General features: G+C 68.7%; 25 protein-coding genes. 13 read left to right on the plus strand and 12 right to left on the minus strand.

Annotated features, from left to right (window positions below; all coding sequences use genetic code 11):
• Position 1: 1 nt before the first annotated feature.
• From AB4Y72_RS13260 to AB4Y72_RS13275, 4 genes are read left to right on the plus strand one after another with little or no spacing between them, the layout of a single operon-like run.
• Complete coding sequence (locus AB4Y72_RS13260) at positions 2-1213, plus strand: glycerate kinase (protein ID WP_441426620.1); 1212 nt, start codon at positions 2-4, stop codon at positions 1211-1213.
• The gene (gene allB, locus AB4Y72_RS13265) at positions 1206-2549 is read left to right on the plus strand and encodes an allantoinase AllB (RefSeq protein WP_441426621.1); all 1344 of its coding nucleotides are present in this window, start codon (positions 1206-1208) and stop codon (positions 2547-2549) included. The genes AB4Y72_RS13260 and allB overlap by 8 nt, the downstream gene beginning before the upstream one ends.
• Positions 2546-3322: a winged helix-turn-helix domain-containing protein gene (locus AB4Y72_RS13270; RefSeq protein WP_441426622.1), complete on the plus strand. Its 777-nt coding sequence runs from the start codon at positions 2546-2548 to the stop codon at positions 3320-3322. The genes allB and AB4Y72_RS13270 overlap by 4 nt, the downstream gene beginning before the upstream one ends.
• Positions 3323-3366: 44 nt before the next feature.
• Positions 3367-3864 carry a peroxiredoxin gene (locus AB4Y72_RS13275; protein WP_441426623.1) on the plus strand — a complete coding sequence of 166 codons (498 nt, stop codon included), beginning with the start codon at positions 3367-3369 and terminating at the stop codon, positions 3862-3864.
• 133 nt (positions 3865-3997) lie between these two features.
• Here AB4Y72_RS13275 and AB4Y72_RS13280 read toward each other — a convergent pair whose 3' ends face one another.
• Positions 3998-4936, minus strand: a complete 939-nt coding sequence (locus tag AB4Y72_RS13280) for a serine hydrolase (protein ID WP_441426624.1) — start codon at positions 4934-4936, stop codon at positions 3998-4000.
• 199 nt (positions 4937-5135) lie between these two features.
• On the opposite strand from AB4Y72_RS13280, the gene bcp reads away from it, so the two are divergent.
• Complete coding sequence (bcp, locus tag AB4Y72_RS13285) at positions 5136-5615, plus strand: thioredoxin-dependent thiol peroxidase (RefSeq protein WP_441426625.1); 480 nt, start codon at positions 5136-5138, stop codon at positions 5613-5615.
• Between the two features lie 187 nt (positions 5616-5802).
• Positions 5803-6753, plus strand: a complete 951-nt coding sequence (locus tag AB4Y72_RS13290; RefSeq protein ID WP_441426626.1) for a hypothetical protein — start codon at positions 5803-5805, stop codon at positions 6751-6753.
• Positions 6754-7000: 247 nt separating this feature from the next.
• Here AB4Y72_RS13290 and AB4Y72_RS13295 read toward each other — a convergent pair whose 3' ends face one another.
• On the minus strand, positions 7001-7849 hold the full coding sequence (locus AB4Y72_RS13295) for a class I SAM-dependent methyltransferase (RefSeq protein ID WP_441426627.1): 849 nt from the start codon (positions 7847-7849) through the stop codon (positions 7001-7003).
• A gap of 100 nt (positions 7850-7949) precedes the next feature.
• Between AB4Y72_RS13295 and AB4Y72_RS13300 the strand changes: the two genes are divergently transcribed.
• From AB4Y72_RS13300 to purM, 3 genes are all read left to right on the plus strand, one after another.
• Complete coding sequence (locus tag AB4Y72_RS13300; RefSeq protein ID WP_441426628.1) at positions 7950-8309, plus strand: hypothetical protein; 360 nt, start codon at positions 7950-7952, stop codon at positions 8307-8309.
• 77 nt (positions 8310-8386) lie between these two features.
• On the plus strand, positions 8387-10084 hold the full coding sequence (purF, locus tag AB4Y72_RS13305) for an amidophosphoribosyltransferase (protein WP_441426629.1): 1698 nt from the start codon (positions 8387-8389) through the stop codon (positions 10082-10084).
• Entirely contained in the window at positions 10081-11253 is a 1173-nt protein-coding gene (purM, locus tag AB4Y72_RS13310) for a phosphoribosylformylglycinamidine cyclo-ligase (RefSeq protein ID WP_441426630.1), read from the plus strand. Before purF ends, purM begins: the two co-directional genes overlap by 4 nt.
• Before the next feature lie 93 nt (positions 11254-11346).
• Here the strand turns inward: purM and AB4Y72_RS13315 are convergent, their stop codons facing one another.
• Positions 11347-12129 (minus strand): VOC family protein, encoded by a 783-nt coding sequence (locus tag AB4Y72_RS13315; RefSeq protein ID WP_441426631.1) that lies wholly within the window; start codon positions 12127-12129, stop codon positions 11347-11349.
• A 209-nt stretch (positions 12130-12338) separates the two neighbouring features.
• The gene (locus AB4Y72_RS13320; RefSeq protein WP_441426632.1) at positions 12339-12572 is read right to left on the minus strand and encodes a DUF3073 domain-containing protein; all 234 of its coding nucleotides are present in this window, start codon (positions 12570-12572) and stop codon (positions 12339-12341) included.
• Positions 12573-12848: 276 nt separating this feature from the next.
• Between AB4Y72_RS13320 and AB4Y72_RS13325 the strand changes: the two genes are divergently transcribed.
• On the plus strand, positions 12849-13670 hold the full coding sequence (locus AB4Y72_RS13325) for a septum formation family protein (protein ID WP_441426633.1): 822 nt from the start codon (positions 12849-12851) through the stop codon (positions 13668-13670).
• A 122-nt stretch (positions 13671-13792) separates the two neighbouring features.
• Here the strand turns inward: AB4Y72_RS13325 and clpB are convergent, their stop codons facing one another.
• Positions 13793-16462: an ATP-dependent chaperone ClpB gene (gene clpB, locus AB4Y72_RS13330; protein ID WP_441426634.1), complete on the minus strand. Its 2670-nt coding sequence runs from the start codon at positions 16460-16462 to the stop codon at positions 13793-13795.
• Positions 16463-17150: 688 nt separating this feature from the next.
• Here clpB and AB4Y72_RS13335 point away from each other — a divergent pair.
• Positions 17151-17642, plus strand: coding sequence for a carboxymuconolactone decarboxylase family protein (locus tag AB4Y72_RS13335; RefSeq protein WP_441426635.1), 492 nt, complete (start codon positions 17151-17153; stop codon positions 17640-17642).
• A 4-nt stretch (positions 17643-17646) separates the two neighbouring features.
• Here AB4Y72_RS13335 and AB4Y72_RS13340 read toward each other — a convergent pair whose 3' ends face one another.
• From AB4Y72_RS13340 to AB4Y72_RS13355, 4 genes are read right to left on the minus strand one after another with little or no spacing between them, the layout of a single operon-like run.
• The gene (locus AB4Y72_RS13340) at positions 17647-18696 is read right to left on the minus strand and encodes a sulfate/molybdate ABC transporter ATP-binding protein (RefSeq protein ID WP_441426636.1); all 1050 of its coding nucleotides are present in this window, start codon (positions 18694-18696) and stop codon (positions 17647-17649) included.
• Positions 18693-19556, minus strand: a complete 864-nt coding sequence (locus AB4Y72_RS13345) for an ABC transporter permease (protein ID WP_441426637.1) — start codon at positions 19554-19556, stop codon at positions 18693-18695. Before AB4Y72_RS13345 ends, AB4Y72_RS13340 begins: the two co-directional genes overlap by 4 nt.
• A gap of 7 nt (positions 19557-19563) precedes the next feature.
• The gene (gene modA, locus AB4Y72_RS13350; protein WP_441426638.1) at positions 19564-20391 is read right to left on the minus strand and encodes a molybdate ABC transporter substrate-binding protein; all 828 of its coding nucleotides are present in this window, start codon (positions 20389-20391) and stop codon (positions 19564-19566) included.
• Positions 20388-20798, minus strand: coding sequence for a TOBE domain-containing protein (locus AB4Y72_RS13355; protein WP_441426639.1), 411 nt, complete (start codon positions 20796-20798; stop codon positions 20388-20390). Before AB4Y72_RS13355 ends, modA begins: the two co-directional genes overlap by 4 nt.
• Positions 20799-20898: 100 nt before the next feature.
• Between AB4Y72_RS13355 and AB4Y72_RS13360 the strand changes: the two genes are divergently transcribed.
• The gene (locus AB4Y72_RS13360; protein ID WP_441426640.1) at positions 20899-21768 is read left to right on the plus strand and encodes a DUF4031 domain-containing protein; all 870 of its coding nucleotides are present in this window, start codon (positions 20899-20901) and stop codon (positions 21766-21768) included.
• Positions 21769-21804: 36 nt separating this feature from the next.
• Here AB4Y72_RS13360 and AB4Y72_RS13365 read toward each other — a convergent pair whose 3' ends face one another.
• From AB4Y72_RS13365 to AB4Y72_RS13375, 3 genes are all read right to left on the minus strand, one after another.
• Positions 21805-22278, minus strand: a complete 474-nt coding sequence (locus AB4Y72_RS13365; RefSeq protein ID WP_441426641.1) for an SRPBCC family protein — start codon at positions 22276-22278, stop codon at positions 21805-21807.
• 58 nt (positions 22279-22336) lie between these two features.
• On the minus strand, positions 22337-22750 hold the full coding sequence (locus AB4Y72_RS13370) for a YccF domain-containing protein (RefSeq protein WP_441426642.1): 414 nt from the start codon (positions 22748-22750) through the stop codon (positions 22337-22339).
• A gap of 77 nt (positions 22751-22827) precedes the next feature.
• Positions 22828-23379, minus strand: a complete 552-nt coding sequence (locus AB4Y72_RS13375; RefSeq protein ID WP_441426643.1) for a YceI family protein — start codon at positions 23377-23379, stop codon at positions 22828-22830.
• Between the two features lie 307 nt (positions 23380-23686).
• Between AB4Y72_RS13375 and AB4Y72_RS13380 the strand changes: the two genes are divergently transcribed.
• Positions 23687-24802, plus strand: a complete 1116-nt coding sequence (locus tag AB4Y72_RS13380) for a metallophosphoesterase (protein WP_441426644.1) — start codon at positions 23687-23689, stop codon at positions 24800-24802.

Here is a 24802-nt window from a genome sequence, read left to right on the forward strand (position 1 = left end):
GATGAAGGTGGTCATAGCGCCGGACAAGTTCAAAGGCTCGCTCTCTGCCCCGGACGTTGCCCGGCACCTTGAAACGGGGCTTCAACGCGCCTGTGGCGGCAACCTTGAGGTAGTCAGGATTCCCGTGGCCGACGGCGGCGAGGGCACCCTCGATGCCGCCGTCGGCTCCGGCTTCGCCCGCCGGAGCGCCGTCGTCAGCGGCCCCACCGGCGAGCCGGTCCGCGCGGACTTCGCCGTCCGCGGTCGCGTTGCCGTCATCGAGATGGCCACCGCCTCCGGACTCGCCGTGCTGCCGGGCAGCCGCGCCGGTGCAGTGCCGGATTCGGCGAGCGCCAGCGGCGCCAGCAGCCTGGGCACCGGCGAACTGATCCGCGCGGCGCTCGACGCCGGGTGCCGGCAGATCATCCTCGGGGTCGGCGGGAGCGCCAACACCGACGGCGGCGCCGGCGTCCTGCAGGGTCTCGGCGCCAGGTTGCTCGACGCCGACGGCCGTGAGCTGCCGCTTGGCGGGGCAGCCCTGGCCCGGCTGGCCTGGATCGACTTCTCCGGGTTCGATCCCCGCCTGGACGAGGCACGCTTCGTGCTCGCCAGCGACGTCGACAACCCGTTGCTCGGACCGTCCGGCGCCGCACGCATCTTCGGCCCGCAAAAGGGCGCCACCCCCGCCGACGTCGTGCTCCTGGATGCAGCATTGGCCCACTTCGTGCAGGTCCTGACATCCGAGATCGGCCCCCGGGCGCTCCGGGCAGCCGAGGCTCCGGGCGCGGGCGCAGCCGGCGGCGTGGGCTATGCGGCGATCGCGGCACTGGCCGCGACCCGCCGGCCGGGCATCGACGTCGTCCTCGAATTCACCGGACTGGCAGAACGGCTGTCCGGCGCGGACCTGGTGATCACCGGCGAAGGCAGCCTGGACGAACAGACTCTGCTCGGCAAGACTCCCGCGGGCGTTGCCCGGGCGGCCCGGCGCGCCGGGCTCCCCGTGGTCGCGGTCTGCGGCCGCACCACCCTGACACCGGAACAGCAGAAGGAATCCGGATTCCGGCAGGTCTACCCGCTGACTTCGCTGGAGGCCAAGGTGGAAACTTGTATAGCCGAAGCAGGTCCCCTGCTTGAACAATTGGGAAAGCGGATCGGCGCGGAACTGCCGGGCCTGGTCCCGGCCAGCACCGCACCAGCGAAAAGTGCCCGCACAAAGGAGCCCCTCAATGTCTGAAGAACGCTTTGACCTCGTCATCCGGGGCCAGCGCATCCTCACCACCGCCGGCATCGCGGCGCGTGAAGTGGGCGTGCGCGGAGGCAAGATCGTCGCGATCGAGCCCCTGGGCAACGGGCTTGCCGGCGCGGAAGTGATTGAGCTCGCCGACGACGAAACCCTGCTGCCGGGCCTCGTGGACACCCACGTCCACGTCAACGAGCCCGGACGCACCGAATGGGAAGGCTTCGCCTCCGCCACCCGGGCGGCCGCCGCCGGCGGCGTGACCACCATCATCGACATGCCGCTGAATTCCATCCCGCCCACCACCACTGTCGCAGGGCTCAAGCTCAAGCGTGAGGTGGCCGAGGACCAGGCGTTCGTGGACGTCGGGTTCTGGGGCGGTGCCGTGCCGGGGAACAAGGCCGAGCTGCGCGGCCTCCACGACGAGGGCGTGTTCGGCTTCAAGTGCTTCCTGCTGCACTCCGGCGTGGACGAGTTCCCGCACCTGGACGCTGACGAGATGGAAGAGGACATGGCCGAGCTTAAAACCTTTGACTCGCTCATGATCGTCCACGCCGAGGACTCCCACGCGATCGACCGGGCACCCCACCCTGGTGGCGACCATTACTCAACGTTCCTGGCTTCCCGCCCCCGCGGCGCCGAGAACAAGGCCATCGCCGAGGTCATCGAACGGGCCCGCTGGACCGGCGCCCGCGCCCACATCCTGCACCTCTCGTCCTCCGACGCCCTGCCCATGATCGCCAGCGCCAAGCGCGACGGCGTCCACCTCACGGTGGAGACCTGTCCGCATTACCTCACGCTCATGGCCGAGGAAATCCCCGACGGGGCCACCGCCTACAAGTGCTGCCCGCCGATCCGCGAGGCCTCCAACCGCGAACTGCTCTGGGCAGGCCTGCAGGACGGCACCATTGACTGCATCGTCTCGGACCACTCCCCGTCCACCCTTGACCTGAAAGACTTGGAAAACGGGGACTTCGCGGTGGCCTGGGGCGGCGTTTCCTCACTGCAGCTGGGCCTGTCCCTGATCTGGACCGAGGCCCGGCACCGCGGCATCCCCCTGGAACAGGTGGTCTCGTGGATGGCCGAGAAGCCGGCCGCACTGGCACGCCTCTCCAACAAGGGCCAGCTCGCACTGGGGTACGACGCCGACTTCGCCGTCTTTGCCCCGGACGAGGCGTACGTCGTGGATGTCTCCAAGCTCAAGCACAAGAACCCCATCACCCCGTATGACGGCAAGGCGCTGTCCGGCGTTGTCCGGCAGACCTACCTCCGCGGCACCCTGGTTGACTGCCGGACTCCGACCGGCAAGCTGATCCGCCGCGGCGGCGTATGAGCCAGCCGACCGCGGCCGGCCCGGCACACGCCGCTTACGGACAGCGCGGCCCGGTTGGCCGGACCGGGCTTGTCGGCCGGGCCGGACGTCCTGGACAGCTCGGACGAGCTGGCCAGGCCGGCCTCACCGCGAAGGGGCTGGCCGTCTGGGTCACCCTGCCGGACAACGCCGACTGCGACCCGGCGGTCCTGACCCGGGCGGCCGAACTCGTGCTTGGCCACGCCCTCAGATGTGCCCCAGAGGCGGAAGTCCACTTTAGGCCCGCCGCCGGGGCAGCAACGTCCGCCGTCGTCTGGTCCCCCGGCGAGGACGGCACCCCCGCGGGAACCGCACCGGAGGTTCCCGCCGGAGCCGACCTTCCCGTCCGGGCTGAACTGCTTGCCGGGGCTGAGGACGACGGCGCGGCCGCAGTCTACAGCGGGGCGCCGCTGGCGCCTGCCCCCGGCAGCATCACCCGGCTCGCCGTCGACCTCGCGGCCGGGGAGGCCAGACTCGACGGCGAGCGCGTGCCCCTGACGGACGTGGAGTTCGCCCTCCTGAGATGCCTCGTGCAGAACTGCTCCCGCACGGTAACCCGGCAGGAACTGCAGCATTGCCTCGACGCGTTCGACACCCCTGGTGCGGCCACCCGGTCTATCGATGTGTACGTCGGCCGGGTGCGCCGGAAGCTCAAGGGCTGCCGGCACGCCGTCGTCACCGTCCGCAGCGGCGGCTACCGCTTTGTCCCCGGCCCGCTGGCGACCGTCCGCGGACCGGCGGAATACACCATCTGATCCCCGCTGCTGCCACCATCCCGACCCTTGATCGAAGGAACTCCATGCCATCCACCGTGACCACCAAGCTGCACGTCACCACCAGGCTCCAGACCGGCGCTCCGGCCCCCGGGTTCACGCTGTGCGACTCTGCGGGGCGCCGGATTTCCCTGGCCGATTACCGTGGCAAGAACGTCATTGTCTACTTCTACCCCCGCGCCGCCACCCCCGGCTGTACGGCGGAGGCGTGCGACTTCCGCGACAACCTCTCTGCCCTCCAAAGCGCGGGCTACGAGGTCCTGGGCATCTCCCCCGACGCACGGGAGGCCCTGTCCGCCTTTGCCGCCGAGCATGCCCTGACCTTCCCGCTGCTCGCGGACGAAGACCACGCCACAGCCCTGGCGTACGGGGCCTGGGGCGAGAAGCTGGTGGACGGCGAAGTCCGCGAAGGAACCCTCAGGTCCACCGTGGTGGTCGGTCCCGACGGCAACGTGGTCCTGGCCCAGTACCAGGTCAGCGCGCAGGGCCACGTGCGGGCTCTCCGCGTGGAGCTGGGCGTCTAAGCGCCGGACGCCTGCTCCGCGCCGCGTTCGGTTTTCTGCCCCGGTTTCGGAGAGGGGCGCCGCGGATCCGCGGTGCGGTGGTCTGATTCCGCCGCGGATTTCCGAAGACGCTGCACGTTCTGTCACGGGCGGCCTAGAAGAGGGCGCCCGTGACGGCCTGCGTCAGCTGATGGATCACCTCGGTGCGTTCCGGGTCGTCGCTCAGATCCTGGCCCTTGGTGTAGATCACCAGGGCGTACGCGGTGTCGTCCCGGGCCAGGACGGCGGCGTCGTGCAGCTCATCGCCCAGGAGACCGTACTTGTGGAAGACCGTGATCCCGTCCGGCACTGCGGCGGGAATGAGCGTTTCGTAGTTGGTGTCCTGCATATAGGACAGCAGCTGGGCGGTGTCCGCGGGGTTAAGGAGCGATCCGGAGTAGAGGCGGGAGACTATGGTCGCCATTTCTGCCGGCGTCAGCGTGTTGTCTTCCGGGTCGTAGCTGACCCCCATCGTTGCCGCGTACTCCGTCAGCTCCTGGTGGCCCACAGCATCCATGATCAGCGACCACGAGTCGTTGTCGCTCTGCTGGACCATCTCCCGGAGCTGGAATCCGGCCGTGTAGTTCCCCAGCGGGGCGTCGAGGCTGGCCACCCCGGTTTCGACCAGGTGGTAGTACGCCGCCGCGGCCAGGACTTTGGCGGTGCTGGCCGCCACGAACTTCTCTTGGATCCCGTATTCGTGGGCCTCGGCGGAGCCTGCACCCTGGGAGAGGTCGACCAGCGCGACGCCGATTTGGTATTGGCTGTTGGCTGCGATGATCGCATCGAGCTGCGCGTCGAGCGTCGCGTCGATGGACGCCGCAGACGCCCGGGCGCTGGCCTGCGCAGCGGGCGGGGCCGTCGCCGGGGCAGTCGGCGTCGCACGGGCGGCCGAGCGGGCTTCCGCTGAGGAATAGATCCCTGCCGCCAGCGCGACCGCCAGCGCCGCGGCACAGGTCGTCAGGACCACGGCCCGGACCCGGCGAACCCTCGGCTGCCGTCCGGCGCCGCCTCGGGAGTCGAATCGTGATTGTCGCGGCGTGTAACGGTCCATAGTGGGCCTCACTTTAGCCAGCCAATCTATGCGCCAGCTATGAAGGGGCTGTCACGACCTTCGTCGATCGCACCGCCCATCCAACCGTCAATCCGGCCGTCAATGCCACCCCCACCCCACCGCCCACCCCGACGGAATACAGCCTCCGGCCCTAGTGTTGTGCACCACAGACCCGTTGTCCCCTCCACGAAGGATCACCATGAGCCCCAATCCGACCGTCAAACTCCAGCCCGGCACGCCGGCCCCGGAATTCACCCTGCCCGACGCCGAGGGCAAGCCGGTTTCCCTCGCGGACTACCGAGGCAAGAACGTCATCGTGTACTTCTACCCGCAGGCCGCGACTCCGGGCTGCACCACCGAAGCCTGCGATTTCCGTGACAACCTCGCGTCCCTGCAGGGCTCGGGCTACGAGGTCCTTGGCATTTCCCCTGACGCCCCGGACGCGCTGGCCCACTTCACCGGCGACTTCGCCCTGACCTTCCCGCTCCTGGCCGACGAGGACCATGCCGTGGCCCTCGCCTACGGCGCCTGGGGTGAGAAACTGGTCCACGGCGAGGTCACGGAGGGCATCGTCCGTTCCACCGTGGTGCTGGACCCCGAGGGCAAGGTGAAGCTCGCGCAGTACCAGGTCAAGGCCCAGGGCCACGTCGCGGCGCTGAAGGAAGAGCTGGGCGTCTAACCGGCCGCGCCCCGGGCGGTTCTCGCTGCGGTTTCGGACCGAGGTTACGGAATCGGATACAGGCAGCGCGGATCCGCGGCGCGCCAGTCCGACGTCGTCGCGCCGGTCTGAAACTGCCGCGGAAGGGTTCTCCACATCCGCCCTGGCGGTGGTTGTCCGGCCCAGCCGCACGGGCCACCATCGGGGCATGGAACTACCACCACTGATTCTTAGCAGCGACCTTGCGCGGCTCGGCCAGGACGCGCGGGGTCTTGCCCGGCAGGCGAAGTCCGGGCAGCTCCGGCGGATCCGGCAGGGCGTCTACGTCCGGGCGCAAGACTGGGAATCGCTGACGCCGTGGGACCGGTATCCGGTCCTCATCCGGGCGGCGGCCTCCACGTTGAAGAGCCGCACCATCTTCTGTCGCCAGTCTTCCGCCGCCCTGTGGGACATGCCGTTGCTGGGCCACCGCCATCTCGTCCACGCATGCACTTCCGACGGCGGCGGCGGCCGCTCGCGTGCCGGGGTCCGGCGGCACTTCGTCGATTTGGACTCGGCACAGATCGAGGAGCGTCACGGGCTCCTGGTCACGGACCGCGTCCGGACAGCCTTGGACTTGGCCGCCTTCGAATCGTTCGAACAGGGAGTCACGGTATTCGACCACGTCCTCCGGCCGCAGCCTGACGATCTGGCACCGCTCAGCCGCGAGGAACTCCACGCCGGAATCGACGGCAACTACACAAAAGCCGCAGCCCGGCGAATCCGGACCGCCCTGGATTTCGCTGATCCGGCGTCCGGCTCCCCCGGCGAATCGGTAAGCCGCGCCCTGATGCACCGGCGCGGCTTCCGGATTCCCTTCCTTCAGGTCGAAATCCGCGACGCCCGCGGGCTGGTCGCATTCACGGACTTTGACTGGCCCGAGGAGCAGCTTTGCGGCGAGTTCGACGGGCTCGTGAAGTACCGCAAGGCGGAGTTCCTGCAGGGCCGGACACCCGCTGAGGCCCTCACCGATGAGAAGCGCCGGGAGGACCGGATTCGCGCCACCGGCCGACGCGTGATCCGCTGGACGTGGTCGGAGCTGTCCAGTCCCGGGAAGTTTGAGGCATTTCTGGCCGCGGCAGGCGTTCCGCGGCGGACACTCCCGTCCTGCCGGCGCTGATCCTGCCAGGCTTCCGGGAAGGCGCTACGGAATCGGACACAGGCAGTGCGGATCCGGGCCGCGCTTCGGCGGTTTTCGCTGCGGTTTCGGACCACGGCTCCGGAAGCGGACGGATGCAGCGCGGATCCGGGCCGCATCCGTCCGATGGTGACGCGCCGGTCCGAAAACGACGCGAAAACCCGGCAAAGTGGTGCCAGGCCGGTTGCTGCGCGGGCGCCGGAAAACGGCGCGAAAATCGTCCGGCTGCCTACGGCTTGGTCCCGGCCACCACCGTGGCGGTGGACCGGAGCCGGATCGCGCCGTCGTGCTCATAGCGTCCCAGCAGCGCGAACACATCCGAGCGGATCAGCGTCCGCGAAGCCTCGTCCGCCTTGGCCAGCCCGATCGCCACGGTGGTCGCGATGTCGGTCATGAACTCCCAGTAGCTCTCCGCGGATTCGAACACCAGGTCGGTGTTGACCTGATACTCGGTCACATCCGCGAGCCCGGCCTCCTTGAACATCCGGGTCATGAACCCGGTGGGTGCGCAGCGGAACAGCCCTGGGTTCCCTGCGGGCGGAATCGGCAGTTCGCGATGGTGGGCAATCGTGCCCAGAATCAGACTGGCCCACGGGTTCTGGGCGGCGCGTCCCCAGACGACCGCACCAACCCGGGCGCCGGGCTTGGCGGTGCGCGCCATCTCGCGCATGGCCGCGGACATCACCGGAAAGAACATCAATCCGAAGCGGCAATACACGGCGTCGAAGGTGTTGTCACGGAACGGCAGGGCGGCCGCATCGCACACTTCAAAGTCCACGTTGCTCAGGTTCCGGGCCGCTGCCTTCTCTTCGGCCACCCGCAGCATTCCGGCCGAAATGTCGGTCAGGACCACACGGCCCTCCGGCGCCTGCGCGGCCACGTTGAGAGCGGGTTCGCCCGTGCCTGCCGCGACATCCAGCACCTCGGAGTCGGGGCGCAGCCGGAGCTCCCGGAGGAGGGCGTCCCCGAACGGGGCATGCCAGCCAAGCAGTTCAGGGTCCCACTTCTTCCAGCCCGCCGAGAACTCATCCCAGAGCAAGCGCTGCTCCTCACGAACACGGTCGGCCGAGGCTAGCATGGCAGTTCCTTAGCTCGTCTGTACCTGGCCCTCCCCCATCCCTAGTCTGCCCCGGGAACCGGTCACCGGCAATGAGCCGAACGGCAGTAGGCTTAACGGCATGTCTTCCCATGAAACCCCCGGCACCGCAGGCAACGACCCCCTGGGGGGTTCAGTTCCGGGCAGCACCCCCGAGCGGCGCGAGGTCACCGTCCGCCGCGCGCCAAAGTACGTGCCGTTCCTGATTCTGGGCGCGCTCGTGGGCGTGGTCGCGGCCGCCATCATCGCCTACGCTCTCCCCGGCGATGCCAGCTACGACGCCAGCTCGGTATTCGGCTTCTTCATGGTTCTTTGTGCCGCCGGCGGCGTCATCCTGGGTGCCGCCGTGGCCCTCGTGCTCGACCGGATCAGCGTCCGCCGCGCCGAGCGCGCCGTCGTCGAGTCCGCCCCGGACGCTGGCGACGGCGCGAACCGCGCCTGAGCCGCGGCTGAGTCTGCCGACAGGTCATAATCCGGCCACGGGAAAAGTCTTAGCGCACATCGTGAGATAATCGACCAGTGGCACGCGGCGATGGAACACTTTCCCATGATCTTCTCCCAGGCGAAAAAGGCCCTCAGGACGCATGCGGCGTCTTCGGGGTCTGGGCACCCGGTGAAGAAGTAGCAAAACTCACTTACTACGGGCTGTATGCACTGCAGCACCGCGGCCAGGAGTCGGCTGGTATTGCAACCAGTGACGGCAAGCGGATCAACGTCTACAAGGACATGGGACTCGTGTCCCAAGTCTTCGACGAGGCCACGCTGAACACCCTGACCGGGCACCTGGCCGTCGGCCACTGCCGCTACTCCACGACGGGTGCGAGCCACTGGGCCAACGCCCAGCCCACCCTGGGAGCGACCTCCACGGGCACCGTGGCGCTGGCCCACAACGGCAACCTGACGAACACGGCCGAGCTCAAGGCCATGATCACGGACCGCAACGGCGGAAACCTGAGCGGCGAGATGAAGCAGGGCAACACCTCGGACACCGCCCTGGTCACGGCGCTGCTGGAGGGTGAAGAGGGCAAGTCCCTCGAGCAGACCGCCATGGAGCTGCTGCCCAAGATCAAGGGCGGCTTCTGCTTCGTCTTCATGGATGAGGGAACCCTCTACGCGGCCCGCGACACCTACGGCATCCGCCCCCTGTGCCTCGGCCGGCTGGAGCGCGGCTGGGTGGTCGCCTCCGAGCAGTCAGCCCTGGCCACGGTCGGTGCGAGTTTCATCCGCGAAATCGAGCCCGGCGAGTTCATCGCGATCGACGAGGACGGCGTCCGCTCCCAGCGCTTCGCCGACGCGACCCCGGCCGGCTGCGTCTTCGAATACGTCTACCTTGCCCGCCCGGACGCCTCCATTGCCGGCCGCTCGGTCTACGAATCCCGGGTGGAGATGGGCCGCCAGCTGGCCCGCGAGAACACCCAGGACGCGGACATTGTCATTCCGGTTCCGGAGTCCGGCACCCCCGCCGCCGTCGGCTACGCGGAGGAATCCGGCATCCCCTTCGCACACGGCTTCGTCAAGAACGCCTACGTGGGCCGCACCTTCATCCAGCCGTCGCAGACCTTGCGCCAGCTCGGCATCCGGCTCAAGCTCAACGCACTGGAATCCGTGATCCGCGGCAAGCGCGTGGTGGTGGTGGACGACTCGATCGTTCGCGGCAACACCCAGCGCGCGATCGTCCGGATGCTCCGCGAGGCCGGGGCCGCCTCCGTCCACGTCAAGATCTCCTCGCCGCCGGTGCAGTGGCCGTGTTTCTACGGCATCGACTTCGCCTCCCGCGCCGAACTGATCGCCAACGGCGCCACCATCGATGAGATCTCCCAGGCCATCGGCGCCGACTCGTTGGCCTACATTTCCGAGGACGGCATGATCGCCGCTACCCGGCAGCCGCGCGAACGCCTTTGCACCGCCTGCTTCACCGGCCAGTACCCGATCGAGCTGCCCGGCGCCGACAAGCTGGGCAAGAACCTGCTCGAGCGCACCGACCTCGGCGGCCTTCCCGGCGCGGCTGTTACCGGCGAGACCGCCGCAGCGACGGTAGCGACGGCGCCGGCCGGTGAATCCGCCGCGGCCGACGCCGAACCCGGCACCTCGATCTCGGACGACCCGGCCGACAAGGCCGGCGCCACCGGCTGCGATCCGGGTCCGGACTCCGAATTCGAAGAACTGCTCACCGATGCCGACCGCGTCACCAAAGCCGACAAGAAAGAGCCAGTATGACTTCCGCCTCCCCGGCCGCTGACATGAACGCCGCCCAGAACACCGTCGGCATCACCTACGCCTCCGCCGGCGTCGACGTCGAGGCGGGAGACCGCGCCGTCGAACTCATGAAGGATGCCGTCAAGGCCACCCATAACTCCTCGGTGATTGGCGGCGTCGGCGGTTTCGCCGGCCTCTACGACGTCTCGAAGCTGCTCACCTACAAGCGGCCGCTCCTGGCCACTTCCACCGACGGCGTCGGCACCAAGGTCGCCATCGCGCAGGCCATGGACATCCATGACACCATCGGATTCGACCTTGTCGGCATGGTGGTCGATGACATCGTGGTGGTGGGCGCCGAGCCGCTGTACATGACCGACTACATCGCCTGCGGCAAGGTCGTCCCGGAGCGCATCGCGGACATCGTCCGTGGCATCGCGGCCGCCTGCTCCGTCGCCGGCACCGCGCTGGTGGGCGGCGAAACCGCCGAGCACCCGGGCCTGCTGGGCGAGCACGAGTACGACGTCGCGGGTGCCGCTACCGGTGTTGTCGAAGCCGCCGACCTGCTGGGCCCGGACCGTGTCCGCGCCGGCGACGTGGTGATCGGCATGGCCTCCTCGGGCCTGCATTCCAATGGCTACTCCCTGGTCCGCCGCGTCATCAACCACGCCGGCTGGGCCCTGGACCGCCACGTCTCCGAATTCAGCCGCACGCTGGGCGAGGAACTCCTGGAACCGACCCGCGTCTACGCCGCTGACTGCCTGGACCTGGCCCGCACGTTCCCGGTGAGCGGCTCCGCCGCCGGCCAGGCCGTGCACGGCTTCAGCCACGTGACGGGCGGCGGTCTCGCCGCCAACCTGGCCCGCGTCCTACCGCAGGGCCTGCTGGCCACCGTGGACCGCGCCACCTGGCAGCTCCCGGCCATCTTCCGGCTCGTCGCCGAACTGGGCAACGTCCCCCTGGCCGACCTGGAGCGCACGCTGAACCTGGGCGTGGGCATGGTCGCGATCGTCTCCCCCGAGGCTGCCGACGCCGCGGTGAACCGCCTCAACGAACGCGGGCTGCCGGCCTGGGTCATGGGCACCGTGGAGCAGAATTCTGACTCGATCATCAAGACCGGCCCGGACTACGTCCAGGGCGCCAAGGGCGTCGACGGCGGCGCCGTCCGGCTGGTCAACGCCTACGCCTAAACAGCCCCCACCCGACGTCGAGTGCTCCACAACCGCCGTTCCGAGACGTGAAAACGGCCGTTGGGGAGCACTCGATGTGTTTAGGCTCCGGTTCTAGACCTCCAGAAGGTTGAAGACGCCGCCCTGCGGGTCCTGGAGCGTGGCGATGGTGCCGGCTTCCTCGGCCTCCTCGGGTTCGATCAGCACGACGCCGCCAGCGGCCACCGCCGACCGGACCGCTGCCGCGACGTCGGCAACGCCGAAATAAACCTGCCACCCCGGCTGGAGCGTGTCCTGGGCATCGCCTGGGACCCGGGCGATCCCGGCCACCTCAGCGCCGTCAACCATGAGCGTGGTGTACGTGCCGCCGTCGTTCTGGGGGTATTCGGTCACCTCGTGCCCGAAGAGCTGCTGGAAGAACCCGACGGCGGCCTGCGGCTCCGGCGTCAGAAGCTCGGCCCAGGCCATGGCGCCGGCCTCCTGGCTCCGGGCCGCCCCGAGGTGGGTGCCCGCCTGCCAGGCTCCGGTAGTTCCGCCGCCGGGCGGGGCGAAGGAAACCATGACGCCGGTGTCACCCACCGGCTCCGGGCCGAATTCGAGGCGCCCGGCGGAATGCGCCAGTTCGGCAGCCAGATCACGGGCGTCGTCGACCGCGAAATACACATTCCACCGTGCCGGCTCGCCCGAGGATGCCTGCTCGGGGGTCTGCGGCGCGAGCACGGACACCAAGGCCTCACCGGCGTAGGCCTTCGCGTAGCTGCGGCCGTCCGGGGTGGGCAGATCCTCGTACCGCCAGCCGAAAACCTCCGCGTAAAAGGCCTTCGAAGCCTCCACGTCCCTGGTCTGGAGATCCGTCCAGCAGAGCTCGCCCTCGGCGAAACCTGTGCGCATGGTCATGGCGGTCCTTCCGGTCCGGCGGTGTTGGTGTCCGGGGGAATCCGGCACGATCAACCTAGCCCGCGGTCCCGCCGGTGACAACCACGCGGGGCACAAGAAAAGCCGCCGGCCACGCCTGAAACAGGTGTGGCCGGCGGCCTGAAAATCATTGACTGGCACCGCAGTGCCGGAAGGATCCCCCCGAAGAAAACGTCGGGAGGAAGCGTCGACTAACCTATCCGACGGGAGTCAACCTCGTCGTCGTCGTCTTCCACATCGTCCGCGTACTTATCCACATAGGCCGAATAATCCGGTTCGACCGGGTCATCCGCGAAGTGGTTCGTGGCACGACTTCCCGGGCCCGTGAGCTCGCGCTGAAGGGCCGAATAGTCAGTGTTCGGGGAGTAGTACTTGATGTCCCGAGCCTGCTTGGTAGCTTTTGCCTTTTGACGGCCGCGCCCCATGGCGTGACCCCCTTTTGTACTTGGACCGGAGGTGGTCACCTTTGGCGATCGGTGAGGCCCCGGAATGTTTGGTCAATTTGTCGTACACCTAGATTACATGCTTTCGGCGCCAACTGCTTGCCGGGCCGCCCCCTGTGGACAGCGTGGCGCTTCCGGCGCAGGGGCCGCGGCCCCTCACGCATGCGCCGGGCCGCGCTTCTTCGATAGAGTTTCGTGGTGTGCTCCCGGAAACGGGCCACGACGCCGGGCCTCCAGCCCCGGCCAAGATGCACGGAAGTGGTGAAGTTCTCAGTGACCGAAGAGAATCCAAGGCCCGACGCCGGGTCCATCCCGCCGCCGCCTTCGAGGCTGCCGACGTCCGCCCTGCCCGTTGTTGAAGCCGACAGGGAACCGGCCTGGACCCCTCCGCCGGCGCACTCGCCTGAGCACCCGGCCGGGAACCCGGCTGAACACCCGACAGGGACGCCCTGGGGCCTGAAACCCCCGGCCGCACGGCGCCCGGGCCTCACAGTCTCCGGCATCGTCACCGAAATCTCGGCCCGCGCCCGACCCCTGGTCCGCCGGATCCGCCGGCAGGGCCGGAAGCGGCTCGGCGCGGCTGCGGCAGGGCTCGTTGTCCTCGCACTTCTGGTGTGGTTGGCGGTGGCCTCCTTTGCCGGCAGCGCCCAGCCGTCCGGCGGCAACGACGGCGGGGCCCCCGCCGCGTCGCCGGGATCGTCAGCCACCGCGGCCAGCCGCGGAAGCCTGCCGCTGGAAGGCGTCAGCCCGATGGACTTCCAGTTGCGCGACTGCTTCAAGGACTTCGACCCGGCCGCCGATCAGTCCACCATCGTGGATTGCGCCACCGGCCACTCGGCGCAACTGGTTGCCGTGGTGAAATATGCGGCAACCGACTCCTACCCAGGCCGGGAACCGCTCAAACAGAAGGCCCTCGATGCCTGCAAGGCCGCGCCCCTGACGGACAAGGCCGGCGACTACGCCCTGAGCTACAAGCTGGCGTACCCGAGTTCCAGCAGCTGGGACAGGGGCGACCGCCGGGTCGACTGCTACGCCGTGACGGACGCCGGAAACGTCATCATGGAGTCCTTGCTCCCCTAGCCCCACCCGGCCACACGCGGCCTGGCCTCACCAGTGCCTTATGCCGCCGGAAGCCCAAGCGCGCCGGCAACCGGGATGACCCCGGCTGCCGGCGCGCGGTGCGTGCGCTCTCCCAGCGGCAGCTACTCCTTGCGCCGGACCGAAAGCCCGCTACCAGTGGAGGCGCCGCCGTCGGGCCGGTCGGTGACCTCCGGGCCGCCCATGGTGAGTTCCATCAGGTCCGGCGCCGTGTCCACCAGCACCGTGTCACCATCGGAGATGTCGCCGGCCAGGATGGCCCTGGCCAGCCGGTCGCCAATCTCACGCTGCACCAGCCGGCGCAGCGGCCGGGCGCCATACGCGGGATCGAAGCCGGTTACCGCCAGCCAGGCGCGGGCACCCTCGGTGACTTCAAGGTTCAGCCGGCGGCCCTTGAGGCGCTCGGCCAGCTCCTTGACCTGCAGCTCCACAATCCGGGACAGCTCCTCCACGCTCAGCGGATCGAACAGGACCACCTCGTCCAGCCGGTTCAGGAACTCCGGTTTGAAGGAGGCATGCACGGTGGCCATGACGGCATCCTTCTTGGCGGCCGCGTCGAGGGTGGGGTCCACGAGGAACTGGCTGCCCAGGTTGGACGTCAGCACCAGGATCACGTTGCGGAAGTCCACGGTGCGGCCCTGGCCGTCGGTGAGACGGCCGTCGTCGAGCACCTGCAGGAGGATGTCGAAGACCTCGGGGTGGGCCTTTTCCACTTCGTCAAGGAGCAGCACCGAGTACGGGCGGCGGCGGACGGCCTCGGTCAGCTGGCCGCCCTCCTCGTAACCGACGTAGCCGGGGGGCGCCCCGACAAGCCGGGCCACGGAATGCTTCTCCGAGTACTCGGACATGTCGATGCGGACCATCGCGCGCTCGTCGTCGAAGAGGAAGTCCGCGAGGGACTTGGCGAGCTCGGTCTTGCCGACGCCGGTGGGGCCGAGGAACAGGAAGGAACCGGTGGGCCGGTTGGGATCGCTGATCCCGGCACGGGCGCGGCGCACGGCATCCGAGACCGCGGCGACGGCCTTCTTCTGCCCGATCAGCCGTTCTCCCAGGACCTGCTCCATGTTCAGCAGCTTCTGGCTTTCGCCCTGCAGCATGCGCCCGGCCGGGATGCCGGTCCAGGCCGAGATCACCTCGGCGATGTCATCCGCGGTGACCTCGTCCGCCACCATGAGATCCTGCTTGGCCCCGCCGCCGGCCACCCGGGCCGATTCCGCTTCGGCGGCCGCATTGAGTTCCCGCTCAAGGGCGGGAAGTTCGCCGTAAAGGATCCGCGACGCCGCCTCGAGATCGCCTTCGCGCTGGAACTTCTCGGCGGCGGAGCGCAGTTCATCGATCCTGGCCTTGAGGTCGCCGACGCGGTTCAGGCCGGCCTTCTCGGCTTCCCAGCGGGCGTTCAGCGCGGCCAGCTCTTCATTCTTGTCCGCCTTGTCCGCCCGGATCGCGGCGAGGCGCTCCACCGACGCGGGATCGGTCTCGTTGGCCAGGGCCAGTTCCTCCATGGTCAGGCGGTCCACGGAGCGGCGCAGCTGGTCAATCTCCTCCGGGGCGGAATCGATCTCCATGCGCAGCCGGGACGCCGCCTCGTCCACGAGGTCGATCGCCTTGTCCGGCAGCTGCCGGCCGGAGATGTACCGGTTGGAGAGCGTGGCGGCGGCAACCAGGGCGGAGTCGGCGATGGCAACCTTGTGGTGCGCCTCGTAGCGCTCCTTGAGGCCGCGCAGGATGCCGATGGTGTCCTCCACGCTGGGCTCGCCGACGAAGACCTGCTGCAAGCGGCGTTCCAGTGCGGGGTCCTTCTCGATGTTCTCCCGGTACTCGTCCAACGTGGTGGCGCCGATCAGCCGCAGCTCGCCGCGGGCCAGCATGGGCTTGAGCATGTTGCCGGCGTCCATGGAGCTGTCCCCGGTGGCCCCGGCACCCACCACGGTGTGGATCTCGTCGATGAAGGTGACGATCTGGCCTTCGGAGCTCTTGATCTCCTCCAGAACGGCCTTGAGCCGTTCCTCGAACTCGCCGCGGTACTTGGCTCCGGCCACCATGGAGGCCAGGTCCAGGGCGATCAGGGTCTTGCCGCGCAGGCTCTCGGGGACGTCCCCGGCCACGATCCGCTGGGCCAGGCCTTCGACGACGGCGGTCTTGCCGACGCCGGGCTCGCCGATGATCACCGGGTTGTTCTTGGTCCGCCGGCTCAGCACCTGGATGATGCGGCGGATCTCGGCGTCGCGGCCAATCACGGGGTCCAGCTTGCCGGAACGGGCAATCGCGGTGAGGTCCGTGCCGTACTTCTCCAGCGCCTGGAAGGTGTTCTCCGGGTCGGCATTGTCCACCTTGCGGTCGCCGCGGACACCCGGCAGGGCGGCGAGCAGGGCCTCATGGGAGGCGCCGGCGTCGCGCATGAGCTTCCCGACGGCGTCGCTTCCGGAGGCGAGCCCCAGCAGCAGGTGTTCGGTGGAGACGAAGGTGTCGCCGAGCCGTTCGGCCTCGCTCTGGGCATTCTTGATGGCCTGCAGGGCGGCGCGGGACAACTGCGGCTGCTGCACCGAGCTGCCGGAGGTGGACGGAAGGGCCTTGATGGCGGTGCTGGCCTGGACGCTGACCGAATCCGGGTCCGTCCCGGTGGCGCGGAGGAGTGCGACGGCCACACCCTCACGCTGGTCCATGAGTGCCTTGAGCAGGTGGGCAGGTTCGAGCTGGGGGTTCCCCGCCGTCGAGGCGTTCATGGCGGCTGCCGCCAGAGCCTCCTGGCTCTTGGTGGTGAATTTGGCGTCCAAAGAGAGCTCCTTCCGGGAACATGCTGATACTGAAGTTGAGTCTACTCCGCTCAACTTTGCGACAGGTTCCTTTGGGTCCATGTTTGCCGACAGCGAAACGGCTGTCTAGGGCCGGGGTCCCCGCGGCGTCGCCCTCCGGCGTTCCGGGGCTCCGGGACTCCGGCGCGCGGGCACTCCGGGACTCCGGGGCTCCGGGACTCCGGGGCGCCGGCACTCCGGCACGCTGGCACTGCGGGACATGCCCTCCCCTGGCCTCGAAGCATGGACATAATCCCAGCATGCCCTTCCCTCGATGCCAGGAATGGACATGCTCCGTGCGCCTGGATGCGAAAAGTGAGCATGTCCGCCGGATCGGGCACTTGGAAAGGACATGCTCAGCGCTGCGGGCTGTGACCGCTGGACAAAATCTTCATTACCGAGAGCGACCACTGGACATGTCCCTCGGTGGCGGGCGCGAACACTGGACATGTCCAGCCCGGCCCCGGGCGATCGCCGGGAGTTGTCGCGCGGCAACCCCTGGGACTCAGCGAGCCGAAGCCCGATCCGGAAGGAGTGGCGCGACGGCCGGGTCCCCCAAGGAACCGGCCGTCGAACCAAACACTCCCACTCCGAAACTTTGTCACATGTTTGACAAAATTGTCACACGACGCTCCGGGCCGCAAAGAAGCTCGTCGGTATTGTGGAATCCATGAATGAGTCGGCGGCACCGCAGAATCCCGAGCACCGGAGCGTATTCCTGGACAAGCAGCACCCGGCGGCCTGGCGCGCACTGAACGGGCTTGGGCTGAAAGCCAAGGAAGCGGCCGAGGAGGCGGGACTGGACGGGAAGCTGATCGAGTTGCTCAATGTCCGTATTTCGCAGATCAACGGCTGCGCCTTCTGCCTGGACCTGCACGTGGGCGATGCCGTCAAGGGCGGCGAGTCGGCCCAGCGACTGGCCGTCCTCGCCGCCTGGCGCGACACCACGCTTTTCTCCGACAAGGAACGTGCCGCCCTGACGCTGGCCGAGGCCATCACCACCATCTCCGATGCCCGAACCCGCGACCACGAGGGCGCCCAGGCCCGGAAGCACCTGACGCTCGAGGAGTTCTCCGCGGTCAGTTGGCTGGCGATCACGATGAACGCGTTCAACCGGGTCTCCATCGTCAGCCAGCACCCCGTTCGCGCCGCCCAAAGCTAACCAGCTATGCCGGGTAGATGGACACCGCCGCGGCCTTGACCACGAAGTACGCCTCCAGCCCCGGCGCCAGGCCGAGGTCCGCGGAGGCGGCCGGCGTGATGTCGGCCACCAGTTCGCCGGCGCGGACCCGGATCTGGTCGCCGTGCGGCTCGAGATCGGTGATCCTCACCCGGAACGAGTTGCGCGGACTGCCGTGTGCTTCGCTCAGGAAGACGGACACGGCCGATGGCGGAAACGCTGCCACGCCGGCCTGCCCGGGGACCAGCGGATCATCATGCTGCCCGGCGATTTCCAGGCCCTCGGCCGACCGGATGCCGGCCGAGGTGACGGCTCCGGCCACGAGGTTCAGCCCGGCCAGTCCGGCGGCGAATCGGCTGCGCGGGCGCCGGAGCACCTCGCGCACGGGGCCTTCCTCGGTGATCCGGCCGCCTTCCAGCACAATCACCCGGTCGGCGAGCATGTAGGCGTCCAGGACGTCGTGGGTGACAATGACGGCGCGGCGCCCGGCGAGGACGCGCCTGAGCAGCCGGCGCAGCAGCGGCGCGGCGTGGATGTCGAGGGCCGCCATGGGTTCATCCAGCAGCAGCACGCCGGGGTCCGCCGCCAGCGCACGCGCCACGGCCACGCGCTGCGCCTGGCCGCCGGAGAGCTCCCCGGGCCGCCGGGAGGCGAGGTCCGCCGCGTCGACTTCGGCCAGCCAGTGCCGCGCGGTTTCCCGGGCCGCGGCCTTGGCCACGCCGGCGCTTCGGGGCCCGAAGGCCACGTTGTCGAGCACGCTCAGGTGCGGGAACAGCAGCGGCTCCTGGGCCAGGAGGGCGGTGCCGCGGCGGTAGGGAGCAGTCCAGGTGTTGGCCCCGGGACCGAGATGGAACAGGACCTTGCCGTCCACCTCGCCGCTGCCCGTATCCGGGCGGAGCAGGCCTGCCATGACGGAGAGCAGCGTGGACTTTCCGGCCCCGTTGGGACCGAGCACGGCCAAGGTTTCGCCCGGCGCCAGGCTCACGGAGACGTCGAAGCCGCGGGCGGCGATGGCGGCCTCAATATGGACGCTCAAGGCGCCACCCGCTCCAACGCAGCCTCGGGCATCCCCTCGCGCGGCGCGCGCTCCGCCGCCCCCGGGCCTTGCGTGCCGACCGCCCCCGCACCGCGGTAGGACAGCCCGACGACGGCGACAGCCACCGCGACAAGAAGGAGCGAAAGGGCGACGGCGGCGTCGGCGTCGGTCTCGCGCTGCAGATAGATCTCCAGCGGCAGGGTGCGGGTGACGCCCTGCAGGCTGCCGGCGAACGTGAGTGTGGCACCGAATTCGCCCAGGCTGCGAGCGAACGAGAGCACGGCGCCGGAGGCCAGCCCGGGCAGCACCAGCGGGAGGGTCACCCGGCGCAGCACCGTGGTGGGGCGGGCCCCCAGCGTCGCGGCGACGGCCTCGTACCGGCTCCCGGCCGAGCGCAGCGCGCCTTCAAGGCTCACCACTAGGAACGGGAGGGCGACGAAGGCCTGGGCCAGGACCACGGCCGTGGTCGAAAAGGCGATCTGGATGCCGGCCAGTTCCAGCGTCCGTCCGAGCAGCCCCTGCCGGCCGAAGGTGTAGAGCAGCGCGATGCCGCCGACGACGGGCGGCAGGACGAGCGGGAGGAGCACGAAAGAACGGAGCAGCCGCTGCCCGGGGAACTCTCCGCGGGCCAGGACGAGCGCCAGCGGCACGCCCAGCACGATGCACAGCGACGTGCTGGCCGCGGAGGTGCGCAGGCTCAGCCCCAGGGCGGTCAGGGACGATTCGGAGGTGACCAGCGGGAGGAACTGGGGCCAGTTGACCTTCGCGACGACGGCGGCGAGGGGCAGCAGGACGAACACGGCGCCCGCCGCGGCGGGGACATAGATCCAGCGCGGGACGCCCGGGTAGCCGTGCCTCATGCGTGCCTCACGGCGCGCCGAATCCGGCATCGCCCAGGACTTTCCTGCCTTCGGCACCGGTGACCAGCGCAACGAAGGCCGCGGCCAGTTCCTTGTTCTTGCTGGCGCCGACCGTGGCGATGGGGTAGGTATTGACGGCCTTGTCCGCTTCAGCGAACGGAATCCCCTTGACCTTGTCTCCGGCGGTCTTGACGTCCGTGACATAGACGACGCCGGCGTCGGCCTCGCCCGAGGTGACCTTGCCCAAGACGTCGGTGACGGAGGATTCCTCACTGACCGGTTTCAGCGTCACGCCCGTGGACTTCTCCACCGCGACGGTCGCGGCGCCGCACGGGACCTGCCCGGCGCAGACCACCACCCGGAGCCCGGGACGGGCAAGATCGGCGAAGGAAGCGACCGACGCCGGGTTGGCGGGCGGGACCGCGATTGCCAGGACATTGGTGGCGAAGTTCCTTGCGGCACTGTCCAGCAGCCCGGCGTCGGCCAGCTTGGCCATGTTCTTGGTGTCCGCCGAGGCAAAAACGTCCGCCGGGGCCCCCTGGCTGATCTGGGTGACGAGGTCGGAGGACCCGGCGAAGCTCAGCGCAACCTTGGTGCCCGGGTTCGCCGCCTCGAACTCGGCCGCCAGTTTGGTGAAAGTTGCCTTCAGCGAGGCCGCAGCGAAGACCGTCAAGGTTCCGGACAGCTTGCCCCCCTCCCCTGAGCCAGGGGTCGGGGCTCCAGTGCTTGATGCCGCACCCGGCCCGCTGCCGGGCGCCCCGGCCGCGCACGCAGCCAGGACGGTAGCGAGCAGGACGGCGACGATCAGCGCGGAAGGCTTGCGCGGCAGTCTCATATGAGGCTCTTTCCTTTGGGCGTTTCGATGATGACGGTGGTGGCCTTCACCACGGCGGTGGCGACGGAACCGAGCTCCAAGCCGAGATCACGCACCGCCTCGCTGCTCATCAGGGACACCACCCGGAACGGCCCGCATTGCAGCTCGACCTGCGCCATCACGGTGTCCGCCGTAATGGCCGTGACGAGTCCCACGAAGCGGTTCCGGGCCGAGCTGCCCACCCGGGCGGGGTCCTCCGGCAGCTGGGCCTGCTCCCGGGCGAGCTGTGCGAGCTCCAGCCCGTCTACGGCCAGCCGGCCCGCATCATCCTTGAGCGGAGTCAGGCTTCCTTGCTCGGTCCAGCGCCGGACGGTGTCGTCACTGACGCCGAGGAAACGGGCCGCTTCGGAAATGCGAATCTTGGGCATGCTCCCATTCTAATCCTCATTTACGGTATTTCCACGGAAAAATAGCCGCATAAGCATCCCAGGGGCGGGCGGTGTCCTCGGACGGCGCTAGACTGCCTCCATGGCCGTCTACATTGATCCGCCTCTTTGGCCTGCCCACGGAACGCGCTTTTCCCACCTTGTTTCGGACACTTCACTGGACGAACTGCACGCCTTCGCTGCAGCCGCCGACATCTCTGATCGCGCGTTCGACGGCGACCATTACGACGTCCCCGAGTCCCGGCACGCGGCCCTGGTGGCGGCCGGGGCCGTCCCGGTGGAAGGACGGGTCCTGGTCCGCAAGTTGATCGAGAGCGGTCTCCGGATCCCGGCCCGCAGGCGCGGGAAGGCCCTCAGGCTCCCGCTCCTGAACCGCTGGAATGCGACGATGCCGGGCCATGACGCCCTCTTCCTGGACCTGCTGGACCGCTGGGGCGAGGAGCACCGCAACTACCACGGCCGCACCCATCTGCTGGCCGTGCTGGAGGCTTTGGACGTGCTGTGCGAGCCGGCCGATGCGCCCCGGGACGTGGTGTTGGCCGCGTGGTTCCACGACGCCGTCTACCGCGGCGTAGCGGGCCAGGACGAGGAGGAATCGGCGCGGCTGGCCGCAGACCGGCTCCGGCAGGCAGGTCTTCCGGCCGCAGAGGTGGACGAGGTGGTGCGCCTGGTACTGCTGACGGCGGACCACAGTCCCCAGCCCGGAGACGTTGCCGGCGCCCTGCTCTGCGACGCCGATCTCTCGGTCCTGGGCGGGGAACCGGAGGCGTACGCCCGCTACCGGCGCGCCGTCCGGGAAGACTTCGCGCACATCGGGGACGCCGACTTCGCGGCCGGCCGCGCCGCCGTCGTCCGCCGGCTGCTGCAGCTTGATCCGCTCTTCCATACCGAGCGCGGCCGCGGACTCTGGCTGGCGGCCGCCCGGCGGAACCTCCAAGGCGAACTCGCGTAGACGGCATCCGGGCCGCGGACCGGCAGCCGCCGACGCTCAGGCGGCAACGCTGAGGTGATTGGCGAGCCTGTCGAACGACTCACGCCACCCTTCACCGTGGCGGTCCCGGCTGGCCGCGGAGTCGAACGGACCCTGCGTGAACGTCATCTGGGTGCCGTCGTCGATCTCATCGAGCCGGATGGTCACCTCGGTCTCGAACCCACGGGTGCCGTCCGGTTTATCCCACGCATGGGTGAACACGAACAGATGCGGCGGCTCGATGTCCGTGTGCACCCCGCTCCACCAGAATTCCTCCCCGGTGCTGTCCTGAATCATGCAGGCGCGGTACAGGCCGCCGACTTCGAGGTCGGCATCGATGCTCTCGCGCGGGACGTGGAAGCCGCGCGGACCCCACCACCGCGGAGCCTGGTCCGGGTCCGTGAGTGCGGACCACACCACCTGGACGGGTGCCCTGAACTCTCGAACGATGACCAGCACGAGGTCCGTGTCGCCGGACGCCAGTTCGCTCATGATCCTCTCCCCCGGTTCCTTGGAAGTGACGGCCGGGACCGCCGTCCGCACTGCCGCTTTAGCGCGGGCCGTGGACGTAGGTGGGCACAAACGGTGTATTGCTCGGAACAATCTGCTTGCCCAGCGGCATCAGCGACACCGGAATGAGCTTGAGATTGGCGATGGCCAGCGGAATGCCGATAATCGTGATGGCCATGGCGAACGCGGTCACGACGTGCCCGATCGCGATCCAGATCCCGGCCACAAGCAGCCAGATGACGTTTCCCAACAGGGTAAATACGCCGGTTCCGCCGGGTTTGTCCACCACCATGCGGCCGAACGGCCACAGGGTGTAGGACGCGATACGGAACGAGGCCAGCCCCCACGGAATGGTGACGATGAGCAGACAGCAGACGATGCCTGCAAAGAAGTATCCGAGGGCCAGCCACAGGCCGCCAAAAACCAGCCAGATGAGGTTCAAGAGTGTCTTCATGGATCCATTCTCGCCCGTGGGAGTGACATTGGCGCTACGGGCCGCCCCGGAATAATCCCCGGCCTTCGGGCCGGTTGCTAGGCATCTGCCTGCTTGACCATGGCGGCTTCAACGTTGATCCTGACCTTGTCGCTGACCAGCAGCCCGCCCGCTTCCAGAGCGGCGTTCCAAGTCAGGCCGAATTCCTTCCGGCTGATCTCCGCCTCGGCACTGAAGCCGGCCCGGGTGGCGCCGAAGGGGTCCACTGCGACACCCGTGTACTCGACCTCGAGCTCCACGGGCTTGGTGACGCCGCGGATCGTCAGCTCGCCGGTCAGCACATAGTCTTCCCCGTCGCCGCGGATCGCGGTGGCCCGGAACGTCATATCCGGGTACTTCTCAACGTCGAAGAAGTCCGGACCGCGGACGTGGCCGTCGCGGTTGGCGTCCCCTGAATCAAAGCTGGCCGTCTTGATCGTGGCGTGCAGGCTGGCATCCGCCAGGGACTCGCGCACCCTTGCCTCGGCGGTGGCCTCGTTGAACCGTCCGCGGACCTTGCTGATGCCCGCATGGCGGACGGTGAAACCGATTTCGCTGTGGGACATGTCCAGCGTCCACACTCCGGGGGTCAAGCCTTCGGGCAGTGTCACAACGGTCTCCTTCGAGCACGGGCGGGCCTGTCCCGCCGGGGCGATCGGGGTGTTCCCCCACCCAGCATGCTAACGAGGAAGCCGGTCCCGGGCTAGGGTCCCGCCGGCCCTTGACGCGGGGCGCTGGGTCGTCCGGCTGGCTGGACGTGGGCGCCGGACCGGAGCCTGCATCCGCAATGTGGGGGCAGCGGGTTCTCTGGCCATCGTTCCGCGGCCGGACTACTCTGGCCTGTAAATGCCGGGCAATCACCCATGTTCGCACTGCATCACCCGCTCAATCCTGTTCAACCAAATGATGTGAGGAATCGTGGCCAGGTCCCTGGGGAAACATGGCAAGGCGGGTCAAGGCGCGTGCCTGCTGGGCATCGCCCTGCTGCTCTCCGCGTGCCTGCCCGGGCCCCCGGGCCCGGCCCCGTCGTCGAGTCCCGGCACGCCGTCGTCGATCCCGGCACCGCCGTCCCCGGGTCCTGGCACGCCGTCGACCAATGCCGCGCCGTCGCCGGGAGAGTCTGTGCACTTCACCGCCCAGGGCGACATCGGCGTCAGCACGGGCGCCAAAAAGGTGCTCGACGTCGTTGCCGGCCTCGCTCCCCAGCTGAACCTCACGCTTGGCGACTTCGCGTACAAAGCCGGGCTCGAACAACAGTTCTGCGACATGGTCACGGCCCGTCTCGGTGAGGACTTCCCCTACCAGCTGGTGACCGGGAACCATGAGAGTGACGGCCACGACGGCGACATTGAGAAGTATGTGCAGTGCCTGCCCAACAAGCTGCCGGGCGTCCAGGGCGAATACGGCACCCAGTGGCGGGTGGACGTCCCCGCCCGGAATCCCGTTGTCCGCTTCATTCTGGTCTCCCCCGGCATCGAATTCCGGGACGGGCAGCCGCTGGACTATTCCCGGGACAGCGAGCGCTGGCGCTGGACCGCGGACGCCATCGACGAGGCCAAATCGCAGAAGATCCCGTGGACGGTGGTCGGCATGCACACCCCCTGCCTGAGCGTCGGCAATTACGGCTGTCTGGCCGGGCAGGACTTCACGAACATGCTGATCGAAAAGAAAGTGGACCTGGTCCTGTCCGGCCACGACCATGTCTATCAGCGGACGCATCAACTGGCCACGGGCGCGGACTGCGCGCAACTCGTCCCCGCCAGCTTCACCTCCGGATGTCTGGCCGACACGGACGGCTCCATGGTCCAAGGCTCGGGAACCGTGTTCGCCACGGTGGGAGTTGGGGGCGTCGGACTCTACAACGTGCATGCCGATGACCCGGAAATGCGGTATTTCGCCAGCACCTCCGGCAAGAACCAGGATCCTGCCTTCGGGACACTCGATGTCACGGCCACGGCGGATGAACTGGCCGCCCGGTTCGTCCCCGCAGACGGTTACGCCTTTTCGGATTCCTTCACGGTGCGCCGGCGGTAG

The sequence above is a fragment of the Arthrobacter sp. YAF34 genome (assembly GCF_052113245.1).
In the GTDB taxonomy this organism is placed as follows: domain Bacteria; phylum Actinomycetota; class Actinomycetes; order Actinomycetales; family Micrococcaceae; genus Arthrobacter.

What these genes read in the sequence shown, in the direction of transcription:
- AB4Y72_RS13370 (WP_441426642.1), bottom strand. Translation starts at nt 22,750, where the DNA reads ATGAAGACACTCTTGAACCTCATCTGGCTGGTTTTTGGCGGCCTGTGG.
- AB4Y72_RS13335 (WP_441426635.1), top strand. Translation starts at nt 17,151, where the DNA reads ATGAATGAGTCGGCGGCACCGCAGAATCCCGAGCACCGGAGCGTATTC.
- AB4Y72_RS13260 (WP_441426620.1), top strand. Translation starts at nt 2, where the DNA reads ATGAAGGTGGTCATAGCGCCGGACAAGTTCAAAGGCTCGCTCTCTGCC.
- AB4Y72_RS13365 (WP_441426641.1), bottom strand. Translation starts at nt 22,278, where the DNA reads ATGAGCGAACTGGCGTCCGGCGACACGGACCTCGTGCTGGTCATCGTT.
- AB4Y72_RS13360 (WP_441426640.1), top strand. Translation starts at nt 20,899, where the DNA reads ATGGCCGTCTACATTGATCCGCCTCTTTGGCCTGCCCACGGAACGCGC.
- AB4Y72_RS13280 (WP_441426624.1), bottom strand. Translation starts at nt 4,936, where the DNA reads ATGGACCGTTACACGCCGCGACAATCACGATTCGACTCCCGAGGCGGC.
- bcp (WP_441426625.1), top strand. Translation starts at nt 5,136, where the DNA reads ATGAGCCCCAATCCGACCGTCAAACTCCAGCCCGGCACGCCGGCCCCG.
- allB (WP_441426621.1), top strand. Translation starts at nt 1,206, where the DNA reads ATGTCTGAAGAACGCTTTGACCTCGTCATCCGGGGCCAGCGCATCCTC.
- AB4Y72_RS13355 (WP_441426639.1), bottom strand. Translation starts at nt 20,798, where the DNA reads ATGCCCAAGATTCGCATTTCCGAAGCGGCCCGTTTCCTCGGCGTCAGT.
- modA (WP_441426638.1), bottom strand. Translation starts at nt 20,391, where the DNA reads ATGAGACTGCCGCGCAAGCCTTCCGCGCTGATCGTCGCCGTCCTGCTC.
- AB4Y72_RS13270 (WP_441426622.1), top strand. Translation starts at nt 2,546, where the DNA reads ATGAGCCAGCCGACCGCGGCCGGCCCGGCACACGCCGCTTACGGACAG.
- AB4Y72_RS13275 (WP_441426623.1), top strand. Translation starts at nt 3,367, where the DNA reads ATGCCATCCACCGTGACCACCAAGCTGCACGTCACCACCAGGCTCCAG.
- AB4Y72_RS13295 (WP_441426627.1), bottom strand. Translation starts at nt 7,849, where the DNA reads ATGCTAGCCTCGGCCGACCGTGTTCGTGAGGAGCAGCGCTTGCTCTGG.
- AB4Y72_RS13290 (WP_441426626.1), top strand. Translation starts at nt 5,803, where the DNA reads ATGGAACTACCACCACTGATTCTTAGCAGCGACCTTGCGCGGCTCGGC.
- purM (WP_441426630.1), top strand. Translation starts at nt 10,081, where the DNA reads ATGACTTCCGCCTCCCCGGCCGCTGACATGAACGCCGCCCAGAACACC.
- AB4Y72_RS13300 (WP_441426628.1), top strand. Translation starts at nt 7,950, where the DNA reads ATGTCTTCCCATGAAACCCCCGGCACCGCAGGCAACGACCCCCTGGGG.
- AB4Y72_RS13345 (WP_441426637.1), bottom strand. Translation starts at nt 19,556, where the DNA reads ATGAGGCACGGCTACCCGGGCGTCCCGCGCTGGATCTATGTCCCCGCC.
- AB4Y72_RS13315 (WP_441426631.1), bottom strand. Translation starts at nt 12,129, where the DNA reads ATGACCATGCGCACAGGTTTCGCCGAGGGCGAGCTCTGCTGGACGGAT.
- AB4Y72_RS13320 (WP_441426632.1), bottom strand. Translation starts at nt 12,572, where the DNA reads ATGGGGCGCGGCCGTCAAAAGGCAAAAGCTACCAAGCAGGCTCGGGAC.